Genomic DNA, 19,454 nt, shown 5'->3' on the forward strand with positions numbered 1-19,454 from the left:
GGTCGAGCACATCGGGCGCAGACGGCTACCCCCTGCTGGCCGATCGGCACGTTCACGGTCGTGGTCTGAGCGTCCTCGTCCCACCTGTCCGAGTCTAGTGAGCTTTACCGCACGGGCTTGCCGACGCGCGGTCGGCGACCGGATCGAGTGAAACCGTTCAGCGCGGGGTGTCCCGGTGGCGGAAGGCAGCCAGTCCGACGGCCAGCAGCACCACCGCCACGGCGGTGAGGACGATCAGTGGCAGGGATGTCGGGTCGACGGCCGGCACGGAGGGCACATGGGTGTACGGCGACAGGTTGAGGGCGGCCTGCGGCAGGTCGAGCACCGAGCCGAGCTGCCCGAGCAGCAGGAAGGCGATCAGTGCCGCCCAGCTCAGCGCGACCGACAGGCGGGGCAGCGCACCGAACAGGGCGGTCACCACCCCGGCGACCACCAGCAGGGCCGGTAGCCGCAGCAGCGCCGCCCCGGCCAGCTCGACCGCCCAGCCGACCGGGTCCCCGGCGGCCACCCCGTACCCCAGGCCGGTGGTGATCCCGGCCAGCAGCATCAGCACCGCCGCCCCGAGGACCGCGCCGAGGACCTGGGTGCCGAGCCACCGGGTACGGCTGACCGCCGTGGCCAGCAGGGCCTCCAGGATGCCGTCGGCCTCGTCGGTACGGGTCCGCAGCAGGGCCTGCACCACGTACGCCCCGATGGTCAGCGCGAACAGTCCCAGCATCGCGGCCAGAAAGGCGTCGACCAGTTCAGCACCGCCGCCGAGTTGGGCGATCACCTCGGCCGCCTGCGGGTTCTCCGCGATCATGGCGTCGACCTCGTGTCCGGCCACCCCCATGGACAGCCCCAGCACTCCCACCGCGACCGCCCAGCCGACCAGTCCTGCGCGGTGCAGCCGCCAGGTCAACCCGGCCGGACTGAGCAGCCCGGCGGCGGCTCGGGCGGGTCCCCGCCCCGCGGCCACCAGACCGGCGCCGAGGTCCCGGCGCTCGGCCAGCAGATAGGCCAGGGCGGTCCCGGCCAGGAGCAGGGCGGCCGGTAGGACCAGGACCCACCAGCGTTCCGCCCCGAAGGCCCGGATCTGGGTGCCCCAGCCCAGCGGCGACAACCAGACCGGCCAGGCGCTGTCCAGGCGGGGGACCCCGGCGGCCCGCTCACCGAGCACGTCACCGGCGGCGCGCAGCAGGAAGGCGACACCGACCGTGGCGGCGGCGAGGGCGTTCGCGCCCCGGGAAGTGACCGTGAGCTGGGCGGTTACGGCGGCCACCGCGGTGAAAGCGACCCCCACCCCGCCGACCGAGGCGGCGGCGGCCACCGCTCCGGCGACCGGCAGCCCGGTGGCCGCCAGTGCCAGGGCCAGCAGCCCGGCGGCCAGCACATTGGCCCCGACCACCACGACCAGGGCGGCGGTGAGCAGGGCGTACCGGCCGACCGGGGCGGCACCCAGCAGCTCCGCCCGCCCGGTCTCCTCGTTCTGTCGGGTGTGCCGGATGACGGCGAAGGTGCTGAGCAGGGCAGCCAGCAGGGCCAGGGTCAGGTACGACTCGGTGACCACCACGGCGCCCAGGTCGGTGCCGGCGATCGGTCCGTTGAAGGCGCGGGCGACCACGCTGGTGATCGCGGTCTCGGCGTAACCGAGGCGGGTCTGCTGGTCGGGGTAGAGCCCGGCGACGCTCTCGGCCAGGGCGTACCCGATCAGGGGGGTGCCGAGCACCCAGATGCCCAGGCGGACCCGGTCGCGGCGGACGGCCAGCCGGGCCAGCCGACCGGTGCCGGTCAGGGTGCTCATCGGTCACCCCCGTCGGTGAGGGTGTCGCCGTAGTGCCGCAGGAACAGCTCCTCCAGGGTGGGCGGGGCGCTGGTCAGGGCCCGGACCTGGAAGCGGACCAGGTGAGCCAGCAGGGTGTCGAGGTGGGCGGGTTCGACCTCCAGCCGGACCTTGCCGTCGACCGTGCGGACCTCGTGCACCCCGGGCAGCTCCGCCACCCCGGTCAGCGGGCGTACGGTCTCGACGGTGACCGTGGTGCGGGCCAGGTGGCGCAGCTCGGTCAGGGTGCCGGACTCCACGATCCGCCCCTCCCGGATGATGCTGACCCGGTCGCAGAGGGCCTCGACCTCGGCCAGTACGTGACTGGAGAGCAGGACGCTGGCCCCTGCCCGGATCAGATGCCGGACCTCCTCCTGGAACACCGCCTCCATCAAGGGGTCCAGCCCGGAGGTGGGCTCATCCAGGATGTACAGCTCCACGTCGGAGGCGAAGGCGGCGACGATGGCCACCTTCTGCCGGTTGCCCTTGGAGTAGGTGCGGCACCTCTTCGTGGGATCCAGTTCGAAGCGGCGCAGCAGGTCGTCGCGGCGACGTTCGTCGAGTCCGCCGCGCAGGGCGCCGAACAGGTCGATGGCCTCTCCGCCGGAGAGGTTGGGCCAGAGGTTGACGTCCCCGGGCACGTACGCCAACCGCCGGTGCAGGGCCACCGCGTCGCGCCAGGGGTCACCGCCGAGGATCCGTACCTGCCCGGAGTCGCGGCGCAGCAGGCCGAGCAGGATCCGGATGGTGGTGGACTTGCCGGAACCGTTGGGGCCGAGGAAGCCGTGCACCTCCCCCGGTTCCACCCGCAGGTCCAGCCCGTCGAGCGCGCGTACCCTGCCGAAGGTCTTTACCAGGTTGTCGATGATGATCACGGACATGGGGGGCCTCCCGCCGTACCGGTGCGACGCACTGTACTGACCGATGGTAAGCCTCCGAGGCGAGTCTGTCCGACCGCTGGTCAGTGGCGGCTACCCTCGACGGCATGACCTTGGCGCAGACCGACGGCACCCCAGAGAGGATCCTGCGCGCCGCGTTCGAGCTGTTCACCGCGCACGGCTACCAGCGCACCTCGCTGCGCCAGATCGCCGAACGACTCGGACTGACCAAGGCCGCGATCCTCTACCACTTCCCCAGCAAGGGACACCTGCTCGCCGCCCTGGCCGAACCGATGGTCGCAGACCTGGAGAAGCTTGTGGACACCGCCGGGTCACTGCCGACCGAACAGGCCCGGTGGACCCTGCTGGAGGGCTGGGTGGACACCATGCTCAAGCATCGTGGGCCGCTCGGCATGCTCCTGCACGACCTCGCGCTCGTCGATCGGGGCAGCACCTACCACCGGCTGGTGGGCATCGCGATGCGGGCCAATCAGATCCTCGCCGGCCCGGATTCGAGCCGACGCGACCGGGTCCGGGCGGTGCAGGCGATCGCGATGTGCAGCGACCCGGTGGTGTTCCTGATGGAGGTGCCGGAGGCGGTGCTGCGCGCGGACATGCTCGACGGGGTACGCCGCCTGCTGGCCGACCCGCCGACCACCGAGGACACCGATACCGACCCCGACTCGGCGGTCGGGGCGGGGCGGGGCGGGCGACGGCGGCCGGGCAGACCCCGGTCGATGGGCCCGGAGCAGGTGCTGACCGCCCGGCGGATGTACGCCGCCGGCACCCATTCCATCGACGAGATCGCCGCCGCCTGCGGGGTGTCCCGGGCCACCCTCTACCGGCATCTCAATTCGCCGGACAATAACGAGACAGTATCGGGATAGTTTTGCGACACGATCGCCGGGCTCAGCGCACCAGGCCCAGGCCGGTGTACCTACGGTCGTGCGTCGGGAAGTTCTCGTTGGTGTGCGGGGCGTGGATCCAGGTACGCAGGGTGTCCGCCGCCGTGTCGATCTCGACCAGCCGGACCGGGTTGGTGCTCCGGGAGTGGAAGGTCTGGAGGAACGAGTAGACCCGGTTGCCGTTCACCCCGGTGTCCACCCGGGAGGCCGCCGTGCCGGTGTGCCCGGAGAATACGAACCGGATGTTGGGGTAGCGCCGCACCAGGTTGTCGAAGAGGTACTGCGGGCTGGTGGAACCGGAGCCGGCCCCCTGCCCGATGGTCGCGTCGCTCTCCAGGTAGTGGTGGGTCACCACGATGACGTTGTGCTGCGGATGGGCGGCCACCACCCCCTGGGCCCAGGTGACCGCGGCCCGCCGGGGCCACGGTTCCAGGGTCAGCACCAGCCAACGCACTCCCCCGGCCTGGTAGGTGGCGTACATGTTGTCTACCTTGCCCGCCTCGAACCGGCCCTGCACCTGCCCGAAGCGGTCGGCGGTGAAGTACCGGTTGAACACCGCGGTGTCGCGCAGCAGGGTTCCGGCCGGGCTGCGCGGCTTGCCGTCCGGGCCGAAGATCTGGCCGTCGTGGTTGCCGATGGCCAAGGTGTACGGCACCCCGGCCTGCTCCAGGGGGCGCAGTGCGGCGCTCGCCCGCTCGTACTGGATGTGGTCCGGGGTGTCGTAGTTGACCACATCCCCGGAGTGGGTGACGAAACGCAGGTCGAGGGCTTGGCGCTGGGCCAGCAGCCAGTTGACCCGTCGCGCGAACCGGGTGTCCGAGGCGCTCAGCACCTCCTCCTGGGTGTCCGGGATGACCGCGAAGCTGAAGGTGGTGTCGGTCGACGGCGCAACGTCGACCCGGGCGTACGCCACATGGGCGTTGCGGTCGCACGTCCCGGTGTAGCGGTCGTTGATCAGCTCGATCCGGACGCTGTGCCGTCCCTCGGGCAGCGGCGCGCCGACCTGGTAGGCGCCGTAGTCCGTCGCGCTGGTCACGGCCACCTCCCCGATCGGGGTGCCGCCCACGCTCACCCGGAGGGTGGGCCACCCCTCGCAGTAGTCGCCGATCGCGCCCACCACCAGGGACCCGGGTCCCTGCACGGTGGTCGTCGCGGAGCTGGTGTTGCGCCACAGGGTGGCGTGGGTGCCCGAGGCCGGTCTGGGAGTCCCGGTGGCCGGTTGGATGGTGGCGTTGACCAGGGTGAACTGCGTGGACGCGGAGGCGGTGGCCGACCCGGTCAACACCCCGGCCGACAGTACGACCACGATCGCCATGATCGCGCGTGCGACCCGCATGGCTGCCCCTCTCCACGCCTGGTCCTCGATGCCCGACACCGGAATGCTAAGACACATCGGCGGGCCTCGCCGGGCGACGAACCGTCACCCGGCGCGCCACCGCACCGGCCCCGGCTCAGTCGACCTGCACCCAGTCGAGGGTGCGCCCGACCGCCTTCTGCCAGCCCGTGTACCCCGCCGCCCGCTGCTGCTGCGACCAGGAGGGATGCCACCGCCGACTCTCGTTCCAGTTCTCCCGTAGTTCGTCGGTGTTCTTCCAGAACCCGACGGCCAGGCCGGCGGCGTACGCGGCACCCAGGGCGGTGGTCTCGGCGACCATCGGCCGGCTGACCGGCACCCCGAGAATGTCCGCCTGCAACTGCATGCACAGGTCGTTCACGGTCACCCCACCGTCGACCTTCAGGCACTCGACGGTCACCCCGGAGTCCCGGGCCATGGCCTCGGCCACGTCCCGGCTCTGGTAGCAGATCGCCTCCAGGGTGGCCCGGGCGATGTGGGCGTCGGTGTTGTAGCGGGACAGCCCGACAATGGCCCCCCGGGCATCGGCGCGCCAGTACGGGGCGAACAGGCCGGAGAAGGCCGGTACGAAGTAGACCCCGCCGTTGTCCTCGACCTGACGGGCCAACTCCTCGCTCTGCGCGGCGGTCCGGATGATCTTCAGCTGGTCGCGCAGCCACTGCACGGCGGAACCGGTGACGGCGATGCTGCCCTCCAGGGCGTACACCGGGGGCTCACCGGCGAACCGGTAGCAGACCGTGGTGAGCAGTCCGGCCTCCGAGCGGACGATCTCCGTACCGGTGTTGAGCAGCATGAAGTTGCCCGTACCGTAGGTGTTCTTGGCCTCCCCCGGCGCGAAGCAGACCTGCCCGACGGTGGCGGCCTGCTGATCGCCCAGGTCTCCGGCGATCCGGACCGTCCCGGCGAAGGGGCCCTGCGGCAGGGTCGTTCCGTAGGCCTGCGGGTCCGAGGAGGCGACGATCCGGGGCAGCATCGCGCGGGGGATGTCGAAGAACGACAGCAGTTCGTCGTCCCAGTCCAGGGTCTCCAGATCCATCAGCATGGTGCGGCTGGCGTTGGTGGGGTCGGTGAGGTGGGCACCGCCCTCCGTGCCGCCGGTGAGGTGCCACAGCAGCCAGGTGTCCGTCGTACCGAAGATCGCGTCTCCCCGTTCGGCGTCGGCCCGCACCCCCTCGATGTTCTCCAGGATCCACTGGATCTTGCCGCCGGCGAAGTACGTGGCCGGGGGCAGTCCGGCCCGGCGGCGGATGATCTCGCCACGGCCGTCCCGGTCCAGGGCCGCCGCGATGCGGTCGGTGCGGGTGTCCTGCCAGACGATCGCGTTGTAGTACGGCCGACCGGTGCGCCGGTTCCACACCACGGTGGTCTCCCGCTGGTTCGTCACCCCGAGCGCGGCCAGGTCGGAGGCGGCCAGGCTGTGGGTGTTCAGGGCGGTACGGATCACCGTCTGGGTCCGTTCCCAGATCTCCAGCGGATTGTGCTCCACCCAGCCGGCCTGCGGCAGGATCTGCTGGTGTTCCAGTTGATGGCGACCCACCTCGTTGCCCGAATGATCGAAGATCATGAAACGGGTGCTGGTGGTGCCCTGGTCTACGGCACCGACGAAGTCAGCCATGTAGGGGTCTCCTTGTCCTCCTCGTCGCGCCCCGGCCACCTCAGGGCGCGGCCCGGCCGCGCCGCCCCGACTTCGGGACAGGCGTGGCGCGGATTGAAGCAGAGCAAAGCACGACGCGGGCACGGCGGCCACCATGGCGCCGGAACTTGCCCTCGGGCAAGGAGTGCGGATCTCGGCGGACAACGTAATCTGCCAGCATGAGCAACCTCGACCGGCCGGACGCCAGCGGCCCGGACGGCGCATCATCCGGCGATGACGAGGTCGACTCCCTGCTGTCACTGTCCTTCACCGGACAGACCGTGACCGCGCTGCGGCACCTGCTCGCCGCACAGATCGCCGCCGCCGGTCTGCACGGCGACGCGGCCGAGGATCTCGTCCTGGCCGTCCACGAACTGGTCACCAACGCCGTACTGCACGGCGGTGGTCGGGGCCGACTGGAACTGCTCCGGTACGCCGACCGGCTGGTCTGCGCGGTGGTCGACCACGGGCCCGGCGGCGCCGATCTGACGGTGCACCGACCGGCCACCGACACCCCGGGCGGCCGAGGGCTCTGGCTGGCTCATCAGCTGACCGGGGCGCTGACCCTCACCCACCGGTCCGACGGCCTGACCGCCACCGTCACCGCCCCGCTGAAGATGGCGTCGCCCCCCGCCGGAGGGACCGGGCCGGCTGCCGCCGACGGGGAGACCGCCGCGCCCGGCGAGGGCGGGCTGCCGCACCGGTAGGTCGGTGCGACAGCCCGCGCCGGTCAGCGATTCTGCTTCTGCTGGCAGGGCACGCAGAAGCGGGCCTGCGGCAGGATCTCCAGCCGCTCGCGCGGGATGGCCGTGCCGCACTTCTCGCAGTCGCCGTAGCTACCGCTGCTCAGCCGCTGCAGCGCGTCCGTGATCTGGGCGAGGCTCTGCCGGGTGGCCGCGATCAAGGCGGCGTTGGTGTGCGCCTCGCCCGGGTCGCCGGTGTCGGCGGTCAACTGGGTCAGCCGGGCGGTCTGCGTCTCGAACTCGTCCGTCAGGGTGGTCCTGAGGTCGGTCAACCACTTCTGATCGTGGGTGGTGCTCATGCCGTGATCCCTTCTCCGGAAAAAGAAAAGGGGCGGAAGCCGGTGGCTTCGCCCTTGGTCGTCCTGTGGGTGTGGACGACTTCCGGAGGGCTCCGGCCTGCGGGGCTCGGCTGGCCGCTACCAGCCTGCGCGGGAACCTGGGCCACCGCCTTCGCCGCAGCCGACACCGGCGGCGCCGTGACGACGGCGACGCGGTTGGGCAGGGCGACGGGGTACATCGAACCACCATAGACGCATCCGCAGCGCAAACCAACGGCGATATTGCGGGGCGGTCGCCGGAGCCGACGGCTCGGCAGAGAGGACCCCGGATGGGGATCAAAGCCGCTAAAGTGACAAAAGTGCGGCTTCCTGCCCGTGATCGATCCGCTGACAGTGCTGTCGATCGCCGCCGGACCCTTGGAGTTGGTGCGATGTCGGAGTCGGTGCGGGCATTCTTCGACGACCTCACCCGCAGCGGAGGTCGGATGCTCCGGCAGGTCTCCGGCCGGATCCGCTTCGACCTGGTCAACCCGCGCGGGGTGGACCACTGGCTGGTCACCATCGACCGGGGTCGGATCACGGTGTCCCAGGGTGGCCCGGCGGAGGCCGACACCGTGATCAATACCGACGAGACCCTGTTCCTTCGAATGGCGTACGGCGAGGTCAAGCCGGTGCCGGCCTGGTTACGCAACGACTTCACCGCAGACGGCGAGTTCCGTTTCGTGATCATGCTGGAACGCCTCTTCGCTCCACCCAAAGGAGCCCGCCATCCCCGGATCGGGGCCGCCAGAGCGACCTCGGCGGAAGATCGGAAACCGTGATGAGGCGGATGACGCGCATCCTCGACGGCAACATCTTCGCCCTCAGCGAGGACAACGGGGACATCACCTCCAACCCGCCCGGCCCGAGCGGATTCTTCGCCTACGACACCCGGTTCCTGTCCATCTGGCGGCTGAGCATCAACGGAGAGCAGCTGCACCCCCTGGCGGTGCACGAGCCGAGTTACAACGAGATCCGCTTCTTCCTGGTCCCCGGCAACCCGACCCACTACGTCGACGCCAAGGTCTCCGTCATCCGTGACCGGTGGATCTCCGAGAGCAGTTTCACCGAACGCCTGACCGTGCTCAACCACACCGGCGAGCCGACCGACTACGTCCTCCGCATCGACATCGACAGCGACTTCGCGTCGACCTACAAGGTGCTCCTGCCACGGGCGTCGCAGTCGCGCGGCTACCGCGAGGTGTCGGAGGACCGCCTGCGGCTCGGCTACCGCCGAGAGCGGTTCCATCGCGCCACCGAGGTCTCGACCAGCGAACCCGTCGAGGTCGACCGCCACGGGATGACCTACCGCATTCGGGTCGACCGGCAGGGGCGGTGGAGCACCACCCTGCGCGTACAGAGCATGATTCTGCGCCCGGACGGCGCGGACGTACGGGACCGGCTGGGGCACGCGGACCGCCAGGCCGGCACCCGGTCGCGGCCTGACCTGAGGCAGTGGCTGACCGAGGCGCCCCGACTCGACTGTGACTGGCAGCCGCTGACCACCACCTACCGACGGGGCCTGAGTGACCTGGCCAGCCTGCGGTTCTCCCCGCTGACGGCGCCGCACGAGACGATGCTCGCCGCCGGGCTGCCCTGGTTGGCCACCATCACCGGCCGCGACTCCATCCTCACCTGCTTCCAGATCCTGCCCTTCGTGTCCGGCATGGCCGCCACCACCCTCCGACTGCTCGCCCTGCCACAGGGCACCGTGCTCGACGACTTCCGGGACGAGGAGCCCGGCAAGATAATCAGCGAGTTCCGGCAGGGGGAGATGACGGCCTTCGAGGAGCAACCCCAGTCGCCGTACTTCGGTGGAGCGGACGTCACCCCGCTGTTCGTCGTCCTGCTCGACGAGTACGAACGGTGGACCGGCGACGGCGAACTGGTCCGCGAGCTGGAGGATGCCGCCCGCGCGGCCCTGCACTGGATCGACGAGTACGGCGACCTCCGCGGCGACGGCTACCTGTGGTACCAGCGACGCAACGAGCAGTCCGGGGCGATCAACCACTGCTGGAAGAACACCCCGGAGGCGATCTGCTACGCAGACGGTCGGCTACCCGGGCTGCCCCGGGCCACCTGCGAACTTCAGGGCTACGTGTACGACGCCAAGCGGCGGGGTGCCCGACTGGCCCGCGACTTCTGGGGCGATCCCGCGTACGCCGACCGCCTGGAGCGACAGGCCGAGGAGCTCAAGCAGCGGTTCAACCGGGACTTCTGGATCGACGACGGGGAGTACTTCGCTTTGGCCCTCGGCCCGGACGGCGACCGGGTGGACGCCCTCGCCTCCAACATGGGCCATCTGCTGTGGAGCGGCATCGTGGACGAAGCCCACGCCCCGGCGGTCGTCCGGCACCTGATGGGGCCGCGGCTGTTCTCCGGTTGGGGGGTGCGGACCCTGGGCACGGGGCAGGCCAGATACAACCCCCTCGGCTACCACGTCGGCACGGTGTGGCCGTTCGACAACTCCCTGATCGCCGCCGGATTGCGCCGATACGGCTTCGCCGCCGAGGCGGGGATCATCGCCGAGTCCCTCATCGAGGCCGCCCAGCACTTCGGCGGGCAGATGCCGGAGGCCTTCGCCGGCTACGACCGAAAACTGACCCGGTGTCCGGTGCCGTACCCGGCGGCGAACAGCCCGCAGGCCTCCGCCACCGGGGCCACCTTCCTGCTGCTGCGCACCCTGCTGGGCCTGGAACCGTACGGTGAACACCTCGTGGTCGATCCGGCGATCCCGCAGCGCTTCGGTCGGATCGAAATGCTCGACATTCCTGGGCGGTGGGGGCGCATCGACGTGATCGGCAGCGCCCGCCTCGCCATCTCCTAGAGCGCCTTGGCGGCCGGACCCGGGCCGGCGAGCGGGTGTGGGCGGGCGTAACGTGCATCGGCATGACCGGAGTGGCCCATTCACACTGCTCGTACTGTGGCACCGCCTATCCGGTCCAGGCCGGTTGGCCCAGGCGCTGCGGGCACTGCGGCCAGACGGTGTGGCGCAACCCCCTGCCGGTCGCGGTGGCCCTGCTGCCGGTGCGTACCCCGACCGGCCTGGGTGTGGTCGCCGTCCGGCGGGCCATCGAGCCGGCCCGTGGGCTGTTGGCTTTGCCCGGCGGCTTCATCGAGCACGGCGAGCAGTGGGCGGGGGCGTTGGTGCGGGAGCTGCGGGAGGAGACCGGGCTGATCGCCGACCCGGACGGGGTGCAGCTCGTCGCGGTGCACAGCGCACCGGCCGGCGGCACCCTCCTCGTCTTCGGTGAACTGCCCGCCCGCCCGATCGAGGAGCTGCCCCCCTCGGCCCCGACCGCAGAGGCCACCGAGTGGCTGGTGCTGACCGAGCCGACCGAGTTGGCCTTCTCCACCCACACCGAGGTGGTGGCCGACTTCTTCGCCCGCCACCCCGGCTGACCAGGTAGGCGATCGCACCGCACCACCCCGGCTCCGAGCCGTCACGCAGGCTGATCGGCGGATATCCTTCGGCGGGTGAGCACCTCTGGCAGCGGCGAGCGGACGATCGTCGCCTCCAACCGCAAGGCCCGGCACGACTACACCATCCTGAAGACCTACGAGGCCGGGATCGTGCTGGCCGGCACGGAGGTCAAGTCGCTACGGGCGGGTCGGGTCTCCCTGGTCGACGCCTTCGCGCAGGAACGCGACGGCGAGATCATGCTGTACGGCCTGCACATCGCCGAGTACGGCTACGGCAGTTGGACCAACCACGCACCCCGGCGGACCCGCAAGCTGCTGCTGCGCCGGGTGGAGATCGCCCGGATCCTGGCCCAGATCCGGGAGGGCGGGTTCACCCTGGTGCCCCTGTCGATGTACTTCTCCGGCGGCTGGGCCAAGGTCGAACTGGCCGTGGCCAAGGGCCGCAAGTCGTACGACAAGCGTCAGGCGCTGGCCGCCCGGGACGCCGACCGGGAGATCGCCCGCGAGCTGGGCCGGCGCCTCAAGGGGCGGTCACGACCCGGCTGACGGGGAAGGTGTCGGCAACGGCACCAGGCCGGTGCAGCGGGAGTCCGGTGCGCCCACCGGTCGGCGCGGCATGAGCCATTCCAGGGCGGTGTCCTCCACCGGCCATCCGGCCACGGCCACCCGGCTGCTCGGCACCCGACCGGCGTCCGGACAGAGCACCTGCGCCCGCACCTCGTCATTGGGCAGGAAGCGGATCTCCCCGGTACGGCTCAACACGATCGTCATCCGGTCGGTGACGGTCACCGCCTCGCCCAGCACCACCTCCTGGGTGTGCGGCGCGCCGACCTCGACGGCCACCGCCGGCAGCAACGGCACACGCAGGAACACCGTGCCGGTCAACAGCGGCATCAGCACCCCGACCGCGTAGATCACCATCCGGGTCACGGTCGGTGCCATCCGCGCCGGCACCGGGCCGGTCAGCACCAGGGCCCCGGCGGGCGGCAGGGCCAGCAGCAGGGCGGTGGCCAACTCCCCGTGCCCGACCGCCGACCGGATGGCCGGTGCCAGCCAGGCGTAGCTGGCCGCCGCGACGACGACCGGCAGAATCAGGCCGGTGACCAGCAGCAGCCGCGGCCGGTCGGGGTACCGGCTGCGGGTGTGCAGGGCGACCAGCCACACCAGCAGCATCACCAGGCCCGGCAGGAACCGCAGTTGCCAGGTGAGAGCGGCCAGGGCGGCGGCGACCACCGGCACCCAACCGGGGGTACGCACGGCGATGTAGGCCAGCAGTGAGCGTTCCGGATCGAACCGGTCCGGGGCGCTGACCTGCAACAGTCGGCCGAGCACGACCGGCAGCAGCACCACCAGGGGCACCGCCCAGACCAGGGCGATGAGCAGCGCGCTGAGCAACCCGAGCGGGCTGACGTACTGCACCAGCAGCAGCATCGTCGACATGTCCTGCCGGCTGAGCCGCCACAACCGCAGTACCAGCAGCAGTACCGGGAAGGCCGGCAGCAGGGTCAGCAGCCACTGTTGGGTCTGGCGCGCCCCCGGGCGGCGACGAATGCCGGGCCCGGCCGGGCTGGGCTCGGGTGCCGCCAGGCGAACCTCTCCCATGGCCACTGCCGCACCTCCACCTTGTCCCCCGGGCCGGGCGGCGGCTGCCGGTCGACGGCAACCTGCTGCTCGACGCTGTACTGCTGGGCGTAGCCGAAATAGCGGTCGAAGGCGGTCCGCCACCGCTTGCCGTTGCGGCCGGTACGCGCCTGCTCCAAGGAGAGATTGACCAGGTCACGCACGGCCGGGTTGGGCCCGGTGTTGACCCCCCACAACTCGTCACCGGAGGCGCCGATGTCGAAGTGACGCAACGGCTTGGGGTTCTCTATCTTGACCTTCGGGGGCGCCGCTTCGACGGCCGGCGGAGCCACGAATCCGGCCAGGATCGCCGCGTCCGTGGTGACCGCGTCGATCTCGCCGTCGTGCAGTTCCCGGATGCAGTCGCTGATCCGGTTACGCCCGTGCGCCCGAGCGCCTGCCGCGGCCAGGTTCTGCTCCGCCGTGGAGGTCGCCAAGGTGCAGACCGTGCGGCCCGCCAGGTCGGCGAAGGTGGTCGGCCGCAGATCACTGTCCGCCCGGGTGACCACGGACTGCTCGGTCTGCAGGTACGGCGCGGAGAAGATCACACCCTGACGCCGACGCTCCTCCGTGATGCTGTACGAGGCGATCACCAGATCGACCGTGACGTACCGATTCCCGTCGCGGGCCTGTCGACGGGCCCGGTCCTCGCTCTCGATGGGCAGGAACCGCACCCGTGACGCCTCGAAGCCCAGATCCTCGGCGATCATGTACGCGATCTCGATGTCGAAGCCGACGAAGGCACCGGTCTCCAACTGTTGCGAGACTCCCGGCTGATCGTCTTTGACCCCGATCAGCAGCTCCTGTTTGCCGGTGAGTTCGGCGCGTTCCCGCAACTGCTCCCGGCTGGGTGGGGCGGTCGCGCTGACCACCCGCACCACCGTGACCGCGGCCACCACCAGCAGCACGATCAGCGCGCCGAGGCGCAGCCACCGGGTGCGGTTCGCGGCGGCGGGCCCGACTGGTTCGCCGGGCTGAGCGGGCTCGGCGGGGCGCTGCGGCAGCGGATCGCCGACCGGTCCTTCGGATTCACTCATCGTCACCCCCGACTACCGCCATCGCGAAAGTCTATTGTGGCCGAGGGTCGCCACCGGGCGACCAGCAGACACCGGGCGAGCTGCGGCCGGCAGATTCGGGCAGGCTGCGGACCGGCAGGCACCCTCTGGCGAGCCCGGGCCGGCCGGCACCCTCGGGCGAGTCGGGGCCGGCCGGCACCCTCGGGCGAGTCGGGGCCGGCGCACGCTCGGGCAAGTCGGGGCCAGCAGGCAGTCGGGGAGTGCTGGGACCGCCAGGCACGCTCGGGCGAGCCAGGGTCGGCGGCAGGCGCTATCAGCCGGCGAGGAGGTCTGCGTGCGCCGCGCGCAGCCGGGCCACCTCGGCATCGCCCGGGGTGGCCCGGCGCTCCAGCTCGGCCCACACCTCGGCAAGCGCCGCTCGCATGGCGCGCAACTCGGCGGCGTGCCGACGACCGGCCTGCTCCCGCTGCGCTTCGAGGCGTCGGGACCAGCCGGCGGTGACCTCGGCCAGCCGACCGGCGTCCGCGCGGGCCTGGGCGGCACTGCGGGCGGCCTCGGCCGGCACGATGGCGGCGATCGGACGGGGGTCACCGTCGCGGGTGACCACGGTGACGGTGTCGGTCAGCTCCGCCATGGCGACGAGCTGACTCAGTCGGGTGCGCGCCTCGCGCAACGGCAGCGAGCGCGGCGGGGTGTTGCGCGGGGTGAGGGCGGGGACAGCCATGAATACATGGTGGGTACCGGGTATGACACTTTCCGCGACCGTCCAGCAGGGAGGGTCGACGCGCCGGCAGCCCTCGACTGCCGGGAGCCGGGCCGGCCTCCACCGATCGCGGCCCTGACCAGCGCTTCTTCCCGGACTCCGACCGGGGCCGGGGTCAGCGCGGCGGGTGGTCCCGACGGGACGGGAAGGGGGCGCCGGGGCGGGCCAGGGTCGAGCGGGCGCGCAGGCCCACCGGGTCCGGCGTGTCGACGGCGACCGGTTCGGGGGTGGGGGCCGCCCGGCGGGCGTCCAGATAGGCCGCCGCCGCCCGGTCCTCCTCGGTGGGCGCCGCCAGCAGCGCGTAGACCAGCCCCACCACCCCGAAGATCACCAGCAGGACGATGGGGATCAGCAGGCTGCCCACCTCGGCGCCGGCGACCTCCCTGCGCTGCTCGTGCAGGTGCACCGACAGGGCACTCATCCCGGTGAAGTGCATGCCGTTGACCGCGACCCCCATCACCAGGGCCGAGGCGAAGATGGCGATGCCGCGACGAACCGTCATCGCCAGCCACAGGGCGGCCGTGGCGGCGACCACGGCGATCAGCACGGAGAGGCCGACCCGGGTGGGGTCGTACCCCAGGTCCCCGTTCAGCCGCATCGCGGCCATGCCGGTGTAGTGCATCGCCGCCACCCCGGCACCGGTGAACAGGCCACCGGCGAGCACCCGTACCGCCGACAGCCGACCGGTGCCGACGATGGCCAACCCGATGCCGACCGCCACCACCGCTAGCAGGGCGCTGACCACGGTGATCGGCACGTCGTACCGGATCCGGGAGCCGCTGACGGCGAAGCCGAGCATCGCCATGAAGTGCATGGTCCAGATGGCGGTGCCACCCAGGGCCCAGGCTGCCAGGGTCCCCCACCAGATCCGCTGACCGGTGCTCGACGCGGTCCGGATCCGGCCCGCACAGATCAGCCCGAGGATGGAACCCAGCACCGACAGCGCGTAACTGAGCGCGGGTGTGATCCATCCGTATTCAAAGTGATTCATCTCCGCCACGGCGGCTCCCCCCAGAGCTACACGGCACGCGGGCTACGCGCCGGTAAAATGATCAGGGAACCTCCCACCAGGCACAATAGGAGCGACCAGCGGGCGCGGAACGTTGTGAATCGGTGACATCACGACAGGTCAGCCCCGACTCACGGACCGTCAGGCGGGTGCGTGATAGGCGAGCACTCCCCGGTTGACCACGCCGATCGCCTGCCGGGCGGTGGCCCGAAGTTCGGTCGAGGCACCACCGGAGTCGGCGATCTGACCGAGCAGATCCACCACCTGACGAGCCCACCGGACGAAGTCACCGGCCGGCATCTCGCCATCGAGTTCGTGTCCGCTGGCCAGCACCTTGGCCAGCGCCTCCCCCCGGGCCCAGCGGTAGATCGGCCAGGCGAACCCCAGGTCCGGTTCCCGGGTGACCGTCAGGCCCCGGCCGGCCTCGTCGGCCTCGATCTCGCTCCACAGCTTCAAGGTCGAGTCGACCGCCTCGGCCACCGGCCCGCGCGGCAGGGATGCCCGTTCGTCGACGTCACGCCGGGCCTCGAAGACCGCCACGGAGACCGCAGCGGCCAGCTCGGCCGGTGACAGCCCGTCCCAGACCCCCCGCCGCAGACACTCCGCCACCAGCAGGTCCGTCTCCGTCCAGATCCGGCTCAGCATCCGCCCGGCGTCGGTCACCTCACCCTCGGCGGTGAGGTAGCCCCGGGCGGTGAGCAGGGCGACGATCCGGTCGAAGGTACGCGCCAGCGATCCGGTCCGACCGGCCACCCGCTCCCGCAACTCCTCCGTGTCGCGCTCCAGCCGACGACGACGCTCCGCCCAGCGGGCGTGCTCCTCCCGCTCCGGGCAGGCGTGACAGGGATGCCGTCGCAGCTCGGCACGCAACTGGGTGAGCTGGTGATCCTCGCCCGACTGCCGACCCCGGGCACCCCGCCGGCTGTGCCGGTCCAGCCCGGTGCCGGTGACCTGCGCCGCCAGGTCCCGGCGTGCGGCCGGGTTACGAGGGTTGAAGTTCTTCGGCACCCGGATGCGGGCCAACACCTCGGCCGGGGTGGTGAAATCGCCCGGGCTGATCCGCCCGGCCCAGCGGTCCTGGGTCAGCACCAGCGGACGCGGCTCGCTGAAGCCACCCGCGGCCGGATCCAGCACCACGGCCAGGCCGGCGCGCCGCCCCGAGGGCACCCGGATCACATCACCGACCCGCAGCCGCTCCAACGCGGCCACCGCCGCCGCCCGGCGCTGGTTCTGCCCCTGCCGGGCGATCGCCCGCTCCCGGTCGGCGATGGCCACCCGCAGCGCGAAGTACTCGTCGAAGTCACCGTGGTGGCACTGCGCCTCCACGCCGTACGCCTCGATGGTCTCGGTGTTGCGCTGCACCTGCCGGGCCAGGCCGACCACCGACCGGTCCGCCTGGAACTGGGCGAAGGAGGACTCCAGCAGCTCCCGGGCCGGTGCCGCGCCGACACTGCCGACCAGGTTGACCGCCATGTTGTACGAGGGCCGGAAGCTGGACCGCAGCGGATAGGTGCGGGTGGAGGCCAGCCCGGCCACGTGCCGGGGGTCGGTCTCCGGGGACCACACCACCACGGCGTGCCCCTCCACATCGATGCCCCGCCGCCCGGCCCGCCCGGTGAGCTGGGTGTACTCCCCCGGGGTCAGGTCGACATGGGCCTCGCCGTTGTACTTGACCAGACGTTCCAGCACCACGCAGCGGGCCGGCATGTTGATCCCCAGGGCCAGGGTCTCGGTGGCGAAGACCGCCTTGACCAGCCCTCGGACGAACAACTCCTCGACGACCTCCTTGAACGCCGGCAGCATCCCGGCGTGGTGGCTGGCCAGCCCGCGCTCCAGGCCGTCGAGCCACTCCCAGTAGCCCAGCACCGACAGGTCCTCACTGGGGATGGCCGTCACCCGGGACTCCACCACCCGGCGGATCTCGGCCCGCTCCTCCGGCGAGGTCAGCCGCAGCCCGGCCGCCAGACACTGCTGCACGGCCGCGGCACAGCCGGCCCGGCTGAAGATGAACAGGATGGCCGGCAGCAACCCCTCGCGGTCCAGCCGCTCGACGATGTCCGGCCGGGAGGGTCCCCGCCAGCGGGGACCCCGCCGCCCGCCCCAACCGGCGGCACGCCCCTCGCCCAGATCCAGGCGGCGCACGGTCTCCCGGGTGTAGCGCAGCAACTCCGGGTGCACGTCGTGTTTGCGGGCCGCCGCCGCGTCGTGGAACAGGTCGAACATCCGCTTGCCGACCAGCATGTGCTGCCACAACGGCACCGGCCGGTGCTCGCTGACCACCACGGTGGTCTCACCCCGTACGGTGATCAGCCAGTCGGCGAACTCCTCCGCGTTGGACACCGTCGCCGACAGCGACACCAGGGTGACCGAGGCGGGCAGGTGGATGATGACCTCCTCCCACACCCCGCCCCGGAACCGGTCGGCCAGGTAGTGCACCTCGTCCATCACCACGTACGCCAGGCCCTCCAGAGTGGCCGAGCCGGCGTAGAGCATGTTGCGCAGCACCTCGGTGGTCATCACCACCACGGGGGCCTCGCCGTTGATGGCGTTGTCGCCGGTGAGCAGCCCTACCTGCTCGACACCGTAGCGATCGACCAGGTCGTGGTACTTCTGGTTGGACAGGGCCTTGATCGGGGTGGTGTAGAAGCACTTGCGCCGGGTGCCGTCGGTCGGCGCCGGCTGCCCGGGGGTCCCCCGCAGCGCCAGGTGTACGGCGAACTCACCGACCACGGTCTTGCCGGCGCCGGTCGGGGCGCACACCAGCACCCCGCTGCCCCGCTCCAGGGCCTGACACGCCTCACGCTGGAAGTCGTCCAGGTCGAACCCGAGGTCGGAGGTGAACTCTTCCAGGGCCGGGAACTGGGAGGCCTGGGCGGCCCGGCGGCGCGCCGCGGCGTACCGCTCGGCGGGGCTCGACATGTCACCAAGATTAGTCCGTACGCCTGACACCGCACCCGGCAAGGCCGACCGGCAGGCGGGTCGGAGGGGGTCGGTAGGGTGCACCACGTGCCGGATCATGCCGAACCGACCCACCCCGTACGCGATGACCAGCCGACCCCCTCCCGCCGTCCGGTGGAGGCGGTACTGCTCGACTTCCACGGCACCCTCGCCCAGGTGGAGGAGCCGCGCGAGTGGGTCCTGACCGCCGCGGCGGCCTGCGGGGTGGCACTCGACCGGGTCCGGGCCACCGCGCTGGCCGACCGACTGCTCACCGCGGGTCGGGCCGGCGGGCCACTGCCGGCCCGGGTACCACCGCACCTGGCCGAGCTGTGGGCCGACCGTGATCTGTACGAGCACGCCCACCGGGGCGCGTACACCGGGCTGGCCGCCACGGTCGACGCCGGCATCGACGGCCTGGCCGAGGCCCTCTACGAGCGGGTGCTGACCCCCGAGGGCTGGGTGCCGTACCCGGACACCGCCCCCATCCTGACCGCCCTGCGGGCCGCCGGGGTACGGGTGGCCGTGGTCAGCAACATCGGCTTCGATATCCGTCCCCACTTCGCCGCATGGGGCCTGGCCGACCTGGTCGACGCCTTCGTCCTGTCGTACGAGGTGGGCCGCTGCAAGCCGGACCCGGCGATCTTCTGGCGGGCCTGCGGCATGCTCGGCGTCGACCCGGAACGGGCTCTCATGGTCGGCGACACCCCCGCCGACGCAGGAGCGGTAGCGGCCGGCTGCGCCGCACTGGTCCTCCCCACCGCCGAAGTAGGCCGCCCCAACGGCCTAGGCTCCATCCTCCCCCTGACCCACCCATAACCCACCCCTCCTCCCTCCCCCACCCAGCCGCGCCCCCGCGCACCCTGCCCGCCCCGCTGCCCGCGATCTTGCACTTTTGGTCGCCGATACGCGGTGTATGCCCGTTATTCCCCGACCGAAAGTGCAAGATCTGTGAAGGTGTTTGTCAAGCGGTGGCTTCGAGGGTGCGCCAGATTTGGCGGGCTATGTAGCGTTTGAGGCTGCGGGTGATCTCGGTGGGGGTGCGGCCTTCGAGG

Annotated in this window: 18 protein-coding genes; 7 read left to right on the top strand and 11 right to left on the bottom strand. The window is 71.4% G+C overall.

What is annotated here, in order from left to right:
- Positions 1-157 precede the first annotated feature (157 nt).
- Together ABZ795_RS23345 and ABZ795_RS23350 are read right to left on the bottom strand one after the other, a co-directional pair.
- On the bottom strand, positions 158-1,783 hold the full coding sequence (locus ABZ795_RS23345; RefSeq protein ID WP_357531871.1) for an anibiotic ABC transporter: 1,626 nt from the start codon (positions 1,781-1,783) through the stop codon (positions 158-160).
- On the bottom strand, positions 1,780-2,682 hold the full coding sequence (locus tag ABZ795_RS23350; RefSeq protein WP_357531872.1) for an ABC transporter ATP-binding protein: 903 nt from the start codon (positions 2,680-2,682) through the stop codon (positions 1,780-1,782). The genes ABZ795_RS23345 and ABZ795_RS23350 overlap by 4 nt, the downstream gene beginning before the upstream one ends.
- A gap of 104 nt (positions 2,683-2,786) precedes the next feature.
- Between ABZ795_RS23350 and ABZ795_RS23355 the strand changes: the two genes are divergently transcribed.
- Entirely contained in the window at positions 2,787-3,566 is a 780-nt protein-coding gene (locus ABZ795_RS23355) for a TetR family transcriptional regulator (protein WP_357531873.1), read from the top strand.
- 22 nt (positions 3,567-3,588) lie between these two features.
- On the opposite strand, the gene ABZ795_RS23360 is transcribed toward ABZ795_RS23355, so the two are convergent.
- Entirely contained in the window at positions 3,589-4,920 is a 1,332-nt protein-coding gene (locus ABZ795_RS23360; protein ID WP_357531874.1) for a carbohydrate-binding domain-containing protein, read from the bottom strand.
- A gap of 115 nt (positions 4,921-5,035) precedes the next feature.
- Positions 5,036-6,553: a glycerol kinase GlpK gene (gene glpK, locus ABZ795_RS23365; protein WP_357531875.1), complete on the bottom strand. Its 1,518-nt coding sequence runs from the start codon at positions 6,551-6,553 to the stop codon at positions 5,036-5,038.
- A gap of 197 nt (positions 6,554-6,750) precedes the next feature.
- Here glpK and ABZ795_RS23370 point away from each other — a divergent pair, with 197 nt between their 5' ends.
- Positions 6,751-7,278, top strand: a complete 528-nt coding sequence (locus tag ABZ795_RS23370) for an ATP-binding protein (RefSeq protein ID WP_357531876.1) — start codon at positions 6,751-6,753, stop codon at positions 7,276-7,278.
- A 23-nt stretch (positions 7,279-7,301) separates the two neighbouring features.
- Here the strand turns inward: ABZ795_RS23370 and ABZ795_RS23375 are convergent, their stop codons facing one another.
- Both ABZ795_RS23375 and ABZ795_RS23380 read right to left on the bottom strand, forming a co-directional pair.
- Entirely contained in the window at positions 7,302-7,613 is a 312-nt protein-coding gene (locus ABZ795_RS23375) for a TraR/DksA C4-type zinc finger protein (protein WP_327025585.1), read from the bottom strand.
- Positions 7,610-7,831, bottom strand: coding sequence for a hypothetical protein (locus tag ABZ795_RS23380; RefSeq protein ID WP_327025584.1), 222 nt, complete (start codon positions 7,829-7,831; stop codon positions 7,610-7,612). The genes ABZ795_RS23375 and ABZ795_RS23380 overlap by 4 nt, the downstream gene beginning before the upstream one ends.
- Before the next feature lie 192 nt (positions 7,832-8,023).
- On the opposite strand from ABZ795_RS23380, the gene ABZ795_RS23385 reads away from it, so the two are divergent.
- The 4 genes from ABZ795_RS23385 to smpB all read left to right on the top strand — a co-directional run bounded on the left by ABZ795_RS23385 (position 8,024) and on the right by smpB (position 11,600).
- On the top strand, positions 8,024-8,413 hold the full coding sequence (locus tag ABZ795_RS23385) for an SCP2 sterol-binding domain-containing protein (RefSeq protein WP_357531877.1): 390 nt from the start codon (positions 8,024-8,026) through the stop codon (positions 8,411-8,413).
- Positions 8,413-10,458 (top strand): glycogen debranching N-terminal domain-containing protein, encoded by a 2,046-nt coding sequence (locus tag ABZ795_RS23390; RefSeq protein WP_357531878.1) that lies wholly within the window; start codon positions 8,413-8,415, stop codon positions 10,456-10,458. The genes ABZ795_RS23385 and ABZ795_RS23390 overlap by 1 nt, the downstream gene beginning before the upstream one ends.
- A gap of 62 nt (positions 10,459-10,520) precedes the next feature.
- Positions 10,521-11,033, top strand: a complete 513-nt coding sequence (locus ABZ795_RS23395) for an NUDIX domain-containing protein (RefSeq protein ID WP_357531879.1) — start codon at positions 10,521-10,523, stop codon at positions 11,031-11,033.
- A gap of 75 nt (positions 11,034-11,108) precedes the next feature.
- Positions 11,109-11,600 carry an SsrA-binding protein SmpB gene (gene smpB / locus ABZ795_RS23400; protein ID WP_357531880.1) on the top strand — a complete coding sequence of 164 codons (492 nt, stop codon included), beginning with the start codon at positions 11,109-11,111 and terminating at the stop codon, positions 11,598-11,600.
- Here the strand turns inward: smpB and ABZ795_RS23405 are convergent.
- The 5 genes from ABZ795_RS23405 to ABZ795_RS23425 all read right to left on the bottom strand — a co-directional run bounded on the left by ABZ795_RS23405 (position 11,586) and on the right by ABZ795_RS23425 (position 18,381).
- Positions 11,586-12,656 (bottom strand): hypothetical protein, encoded by a 1,071-nt coding sequence (locus tag ABZ795_RS23405; RefSeq protein ID WP_357531881.1) that lies wholly within the window; start codon positions 12,654-12,656, stop codon positions 11,586-11,588. The genes smpB and ABZ795_RS23405 overlap by 15 nt on opposite strands.
- Positions 12,560-13,711, bottom strand: a complete 1,152-nt coding sequence (locus tag ABZ795_RS23410; RefSeq protein WP_357531882.1) for a transporter substrate-binding domain-containing protein — start codon at positions 13,709-13,711, stop codon at positions 12,560-12,562. The genes ABZ795_RS23405 and ABZ795_RS23410 overlap by 97 nt, the downstream gene beginning before the upstream one ends.
- 292 nt (positions 13,712-14,003) lie before the next feature.
- Complete coding sequence (locus ABZ795_RS23415; RefSeq protein ID WP_327025577.1) at positions 14,004-14,414, bottom strand: type II toxin-antitoxin system Phd/YefM family antitoxin; 411 nt, start codon at positions 14,412-14,414, stop codon at positions 14,004-14,006.
- Positions 14,415-14,568: 154 nt separating this feature from the next.
- Complete coding sequence (locus ABZ795_RS23420) at positions 14,569-15,453, bottom strand: MHYT domain-containing protein (protein ID WP_357531883.1); 885 nt, start codon at positions 15,451-15,453, stop codon at positions 14,569-14,571.
- A 150-nt stretch (positions 15,454-15,603) separates the two neighbouring features.
- Positions 15,604-18,381, bottom strand: coding sequence for a DEAD/DEAH box helicase (locus ABZ795_RS23425; RefSeq protein WP_327025575.1), 2,778 nt, complete (start codon positions 18,379-18,381; stop codon positions 15,604-15,606).
- Positions 18,382-18,468: 87 nt separating this feature from the next.
- Here ABZ795_RS23425 and ABZ795_RS23430 point away from each other — a divergent pair, with 87 nt between their 5' ends.
- Positions 18,469-19,218 carry an HAD-IA family hydrolase gene (locus tag ABZ795_RS23430; RefSeq protein ID WP_357531884.1) on the top strand — a complete coding sequence of 250 codons (750 nt, stop codon included), beginning with the start codon at positions 18,469-18,471 and terminating at the stop codon, positions 19,216-19,218.
- The last annotated feature ends 236 nt before the right edge of the window (positions 19,219-19,454 follow it).

The organism is Micromonospora sp. NPDC047134 (assembly GCF_040643455.1).
Lineage (GTDB): Bacteria > Actinomycetota > Actinomycetes > Mycobacteriales > Micromonosporaceae > Micromonospora.

Excerpts from the sequence above, each read along its gene's own strand:
- ABZ795_RS23345 (WP_357531871.1), bottom strand. The coding sequence starts at position 1,783 with ATGAGCACCCTGACCGGCACCGGTCGGCTGGCCCGGCTGGCCGTCCGC.
- ABZ795_RS23350 (WP_357531872.1), bottom strand. The coding sequence starts at position 2,682 with ATGTCCGTGATCATCATCGACAACCTGGTAAAGACCTTCGGCAGGGTA.
- ABZ795_RS23355 (WP_357531873.1), top strand. The coding sequence starts at position 2,787 with ATGACCTTGGCGCAGACCGACGGCACCCCAGAGAGGATCCTGCGCGCC.
- ABZ795_RS23360 (WP_357531874.1), bottom strand. The coding sequence starts at position 4,920 with ATGCGGGTCGCACGCGCGATCATGGCGATCGTGGTCGTACTGTCGGCC.
- glpK (WP_357531875.1), bottom strand. The coding sequence starts at position 6,553 with ATGGCTGACTTCGTCGGTGCCGTAGACCAGGGCACCACCAGCACCCGT.
- ABZ795_RS23370 (WP_357531876.1), top strand. The coding sequence starts at position 6,751 with ATGAGCAACCTCGACCGGCCGGACGCCAGCGGCCCGGACGGCGCATCA.
- ABZ795_RS23375 (WP_327025585.1), bottom strand. The coding sequence starts at position 7,613 with ATGAGCACCACCCACGATCAGAAGTGGTTGACCGACCTCAGGACCACC.
- ABZ795_RS23380 (WP_327025584.1), bottom strand. The coding sequence starts at position 7,831 with ATGTACCCCGTCGCCCTGCCCAACCGCGTCGCCGTCGTCACGGCGCCG.
- ABZ795_RS23385 (WP_357531877.1), top strand. The coding sequence starts at position 8,024 with ATGTCGGAGTCGGTGCGGGCATTCTTCGACGACCTCACCCGCAGCGGA.
- ABZ795_RS23390 (WP_357531878.1), top strand. The coding sequence starts at position 8,413 with ATGAGGCGGATGACGCGCATCCTCGACGGCAACATCTTCGCCCTCAGC.
- ABZ795_RS23395 (WP_357531879.1), top strand. The coding sequence starts at position 10,521 with ATGACCGGAGTGGCCCATTCACACTGCTCGTACTGTGGCACCGCCTAT.
- ABZ795_RS23405 (WP_357531881.1), bottom strand. The coding sequence starts at position 12,656 with ATGGGAGAGGTTCGCCTGGCGGCACCCGAGCCCAGCCCGGCCGGGCCC.
- ABZ795_RS23410 (WP_357531882.1), bottom strand. The coding sequence starts at position 13,711 with ATGAGTGAATCCGAAGGACCGGTCGGCGATCCGCTGCCGCAGCGCCCC.
- ABZ795_RS23415 (WP_327025577.1), bottom strand. The coding sequence starts at position 14,414 with ATGGCTGTCCCCGCCCTCACCCCGCGCAACACCCCGCCGCGCTCGCTG.
- ABZ795_RS23425 (WP_327025575.1), bottom strand. The coding sequence starts at position 18,381 with ATGTCGAGCCCCGCCGAGCGGTACGCCGCGGCGCGCCGCCGGGCCGCC.